This window comes from Streptomyces sp. NPDC059010 (assembly GCF_042740355.1).
Classification (GTDB): domain Bacteria; phylum Actinomycetota; class Actinomycetes; order Streptomycetales; family Streptomycetaceae; genus Streptomyces.
The window spans coordinates 1-4,728 of sequence record NZ_JBHYJA010000081.1 but is presented as its reverse complement, the minus strand read 5'-3'; the positions used below and the strand labels follow the sequence as shown (position 1 = coordinate 4,728).

Genomic DNA, 4,728 nt, shown 5'->3' with positions numbered 1-4,728 from the left:
CGCCGACCCCCAAACCTATGGGCCGGGACCACCCGAGGGCGGGCCCCGTCCCCGTCCCGCCTCCCCACAGCCAGTTCCTCGCCCCCGCCGCCCCTACCCGTCCCATCCCCAGGGGCTCCGCCCCTTCGACCCCGCCAGGGGGCTCCGCCCCCTGGACCCCCATCGGCCTGAACGGCCTCGTCCTCAAACGCCGGACGGGCTGAGAGGCATGGACCGGCGTTGAGAAGCCCGACGGGCTGAGGAGCGCGGACCGGTACCGAGAGGCGTCGGCCTGCTGTTGAGGAACGTCGGGCTGCTGGAAGTGGGGGTTTGGGGCGGCGTACCCCCGTGGCGGTGCAGTCGCCCACGGCGGGAAGGGGACGTGCCGGGGGGTGTCCGCCCGCAGTCGCCGGCGTCAAGGGACGGGACCTCCTGGCCTACGTCAGCCGCCGGTCCGAGGACGGACACCCCCCGGCGCGGCCCCGGCCCACCCACAAACCGAAGGCGCTACGCGCACCCCCACCACACAGCAACAGGCCGCCGCAGGCCTACGCGCCTGCGAAGTGCTCCCCCACCAACGACCGCACAACGTCCAACTCCCCGGCGATCAACGCATCCAGCAGAGCCGTATGCTCCGCCGCGTCCGCGACGAGGTCGGCGTGGTCCCCACCCGACGGACAGGTCGTCGGGGTCACCAACGGCCACTGGGCGCGACGATGGAGGTCGTCGGCGATCTGGACGAGTTGTTCGTTGCCGCAGAGCGAGAGCAGGGCGCGATGAAAGGTCCGGTCCGATTCCGCGTAGGTCGCCCGGCAACCGGTCGCCGCCGCCCGCACAGTCGCCTCGGCCAACGGCCGTAGCTCCGCCCACCGTTCACCCGGAACCGTACGCGCGAGCCGAAGCATCACCGGCACCTCGATCAACGCCCGCACCTCGGCCAGCTGACCCAGCTCCCGAGCACCGCGTTCCACCACCCGGAACCCCCGGTTGGGAACGACCTCCACGGCCCCCTCAAGCGCAAGCTGCTGCATGGCCTCACGCACCGGCGTAGCGGACACACCGAAGCGCTCACCGAGCGCGGGAGCCGAGTACACCACCCCAGGAACCAGCTCTCCCGTGACGAGCGCGGTACGCAACGCGTCCAGGATCTGCCCCCGCACCGACGCCCGCTGAACAACCGGCCGCGGTCGCGGAATGGGCTGCTCACTATGGGTGTGCTCCCCACGAGCCACCGGCACCGCCACCGGTACCGACGCAGGCGTCACCGAGGCCGCCCGAGGCAACCCTCGCCCGCGTTCCGCCCCCGCAGCCCCACCCTGCGACGGCACCCGCGGCATCCCCGAATCACCAGAAACCGACGGATTCCCCGTCCCGGCGGAGCCCTGCGCGCCCTGCTTCACCGGTCCTCCTCCGGACGTGTCAGTACTTGGGGCCATTACGGCGGGTTGTTACTCACCCGTCAAGCACCTTAGGCGCAGAACGCGACAGTTCAAACCGCACCGATCTTGGGTAAGGTAAGCCTTACCTTCAAAGTCGAGCGGATCGGCGGTCCACATGCCCGTGCCCCCCATAGCCCTCGCGGACGCGTACACCCGTCTCACCGAGGCCTTCCCGGGGCTCGACATCACCCAGCCGCCCACCACGCAACAGCTCCCCCGGCACGACGGCTGGATCCCCTCCATGGCACTCGCAGAGGGCGGCACCGGCCTCGACACCTTCCTGGCCTGGGACGACGCACAGGTACGGCGCGACTACGGACAGCCCGCCCGCCCCGACGTCGTCGCCAGCTTCGGCCTGCACCGCTACGCCTGGCCCGTCTGCCTGCTGATCACCGTGCCCTGGTTCCTGCTGCGCCGCGTCCCCCGCCTCCCCGTGACACATGTCTCGTACGACCGCACGGCCCCCGGCCTCTCCATAGGCCGCCTCGCCGCCCACCCCGCCACCTTCGCCTGCCTCCCGGGCGACCCCGCGGCCACCCTGCCCGGCGCCAGGGTCGTACCCGACGAGGAGGCGCTGCGGGCGGAGGTGCGGGCGGCCGTCACCGAGCACCTCGAACCCGTCCTCACCGGCTTCGGCCCTCGCATGCGACGCCGCGGACGCGCGCTGTGGGGCATGGCGACCGACGAGGTCGTGGAGGGCCTGTGGTACGTCGCCCACCTGTTCGGCGACGGCGAGCAGGACCGGGCCCGGCGCGAGCTGGAGCTGCTGCTGCCGGGGGCGACGCAGCCGTACGTCGGCTCGGCCGCGTTCCGTGAACTGACGGGCCCGAACGGCGAGTCGCTGCCCACCCGGGACCGGGCGAGCTGCTGCATGTTCTACACACTGCGCCCCGAGGACACGTGCGCCACCTGCCCGCGCACCTGCGACGCGGACCGGGTCACCAAGCTTCTGGCCGCGGCGAGTTGAGGCCCCCTCAGGCATGGCCGTAAACCGTCGTGCCGTAAGATCACTCATCAGCGTGACACCCGTTACGGTTACAGACGTTTCACAAATTCCTCACTCAGCACAGGAACTTTCCGTGGAACCACCCGTACGGGTAGTGTTGTTCGAACTCAACTCCCGCCCCTCAAGCAGCAGTTCGAGAAGAACGTCGCCCTGAGCATCCCCTTGCACTTCCTTGGCGGCCTCTTGCCCCGAAAACCCCCTGAGGGCCGTTGGGATTGGGCCACTATGGCGGGCGTTACGCCCTATCCCAATGCAAGGGACCCCAGATGAGATTGACCGACATATCGCTGAACTGGCTGCTTCCGGGCGCCGTCCTGCTCCTGGGCCTGCTGGCGGCGATAGCGGTGCTCCGGCGCGGGAAGACCGCGGGGAAGGACGCAGGCGCGGACGACTCGTGGGAGCGCAGCGAGGAGCGCCGCAGGCGCAAGGAGGCCATATACGGCACCGCCTCCTATGTGCTGCTGTTCTGCTGCGCGGCCGTGGCCGCCGCCCTGTCCTTCCACGGTCTGGTCGGCTTCGGCGAACAGAACCTCGGCCTGCACAACGGCTGGCAGTACCTCGTGCCGTTCGGTCTGGACGGCGCCGCGATGTTCTGTTCCGTCCTCGCGGTGCGCGAGGCCAGCCACGGTGACGCGGCCCTCGGCTCCCGGATACTCGTGTGGACGTTCGCGGCCGCGGCGGCCTGGTTCAACTGGGTGCACGCCCCCAGGGGCCTCGGCCACGACGGCGCCCCGCACTTCTTCGCCGGCATGTCCCTGTCGGCGGCGGTGTTGTTCGACCGGGCGCTGAAGCAGACCCGCCGGGCCGCCCTGCGCGAGCAGGGCCTGGTGCCCAGACCTCTCCCGCAGATCCGCATCGTCCGCTGGCTGCGGGCGCCCCGTGAGACCTACAAGGCCTGGTCGCTGATGCTCCTGGAGAACGTGCGCAGCCTGGACGAGGCGGTCGACGAGGTCCGCGAGGACATGCGGCAGAAGGAGACGGCCCGCCTGCGCCGGCGCGAGCAGCAGCGTATGGAGCGTGCCCAGCTGAAGGCCATCAGCCGGGGCCACCGCGGCTTCGTCGGCCGGGGCGGCGGGCGGCACGTGGAGGCACAGGCGGCACTGGAGCGCGCCTCGGGCCAAGTCTCCGCGGAGCCTGCCATATCCACCCCGGAACAACTGCCCGTACGCTCACGTCCCTCACTGCAGCCCGTACGCACCGGCGCTGACCCGGTGACCGTCGACCTCACCGCGGAGGACGACACAATGGCGCTGCCACGGCTCGACTCCCTGGAGCGCAAGCTCAAGGATCTTGAGCAGCAGTTCGGCTGAGAACTCCACTCGTCGACGGGAGTCGACGCGACGGGGCGCGATCCGGAACTCGGGTCGCGCCCCTTGCCGTTGTCGTACGAGAGCGCACCCGCCCTCCGTCTAGGCGACCCCCGCGTCGAGTTCGAACCACACCGCCTTCCCCACGCCGTGCGTCCGCACGCCCCAGGCGTCCGCGAGGGACTGGACCAGGACCAGGCCTCTGCCGTTCGTACCGTCGTCGGCGTTCGGTACGCGCAGTCTGGGCCGGCGGGCCACGAAGTCTCTCACTTCCACCCGCAGTCCGCGCGGTCCGACGGTGGCCGTCAGAACCGCCTCACGGTCGGTGTGGACGATCGCGTTGGTGACGAGTTCGCTGGTGAGCAGTTCGGCTATGTCCGATCGTCCCGGCTTCCCCCATTGCTGCAGCCATTCGCGCAAAGCTCTGCGTGCCTCGGGGACGGCCCGTAGGTCGGCCCGTCCCAGTCTCCGCTTGAGCTGAGGCGTCTGTGTGTGGTCCCCTGCGCTCGCGGCCCTGTCCTCCACCGTCTCCAGTGAGGAAGCCCCGTATGCGATGGGACCCCCTCCCCATGCCTGCCTCTTCATGACCCCCGCCTGCGTGCCGATGGTCGGTTCCCCTCCTGGCTCGAACACGTTCACGGGAACCATTTCCCGGTCGGACCCCCGACAGTCATGTCGAATCGTCAACGACCAGGTGTTCGGCCACGGTTGGGCAGGCCGCGGCGGGTGGATGAAACCCGGAACGTCACCCACCGGTCGCCCGGGAGTCGCCCGGTCCGGCGACCGAACCGTGTCGGTCACCGGCCATGAGCCCCGTCGCAGGGGTGCGGACGGTCACCGGCGAGGGGAGGCGGGGCGGTGCATCTGCTTGTGGAGGGGACGGCAGACCAGGGCGGTCCCGCACCGCTTAGGGCGGGGCCAACCAGGGGGGGGGGGAACGTGGGGGAACGGTCCGGGCGCCCAAGGCGGGCAGACCCCAACCCCCGACGCCAATAAC

Annotated in this window: 4 protein-coding genes; 2 read left to right on the top strand and 2 right to left on the bottom strand. The window is 70.6% G+C overall.

The window, feature by feature from the left end:
• Positions 1–527: 527 nt before the first annotated feature.
• The gene (locus ACFWYS_RS45145; RefSeq protein ID WP_384782610.1) at positions 528–1,379 is read right to left on the bottom strand and encodes a GntR family transcriptional regulator; all 852 of its coding nucleotides are present in this window, start codon (positions 1,377–1,379) and stop codon (positions 528–530) included.
• A 154-nt stretch (positions 1,380–1,533) separates the two neighbouring features.
• On the opposite strand from ACFWYS_RS45145, the gene ACFWYS_RS45140 reads away from it, so the two are divergent.
• Both ACFWYS_RS45140 and ACFWYS_RS45135 read left to right on the top strand, forming a co-directional pair.
• Positions 1,534–2,385, top strand: coding sequence for a (2Fe-2S)-binding protein (locus ACFWYS_RS45140; protein ID WP_384782608.1), 852 nt, complete (start codon positions 1,534–1,536; stop codon positions 2,383–2,385).
• Positions 2,386–2,690: 305 nt separating this feature from the next.
• Positions 2,691–3,734 (top strand): DUF2637 domain-containing protein, encoded by a 1,044-nt coding sequence (locus tag ACFWYS_RS45135; RefSeq protein ID WP_384782606.1) that lies wholly within the window; start codon positions 2,691–2,693, stop codon positions 3,732–3,734.
• A 99-nt stretch (positions 3,735–3,833) separates the two neighbouring features.
• Here the strand turns inward: ACFWYS_RS45135 and ACFWYS_RS45130 are convergent, their stop codons facing one another.
• Positions 3,834–4,256, bottom strand: a complete 423-nt coding sequence (locus ACFWYS_RS45130; RefSeq protein WP_384782604.1) for an ATP-binding protein — start codon at positions 4,254–4,256, stop codon at positions 3,834–3,836.
• Positions 4,257–4,728 lie beyond the last annotated feature (472 nt).

What these genes read in the sequence shown, in the direction of transcription:
- ACFWYS_RS45135 (WP_384782606.1), top strand. Translation starts at nt 2,691, where the DNA reads ATGAGATTGACCGACATATCGCTGAACTGGCTGCTTCCGGGCGCCGTC.
- ACFWYS_RS45140 (WP_384782608.1), top strand. Translation starts at nt 1,534, where the DNA reads ATGCCCGTGCCCCCCATAGCCCTCGCGGACGCGTACACCCGTCTCACC.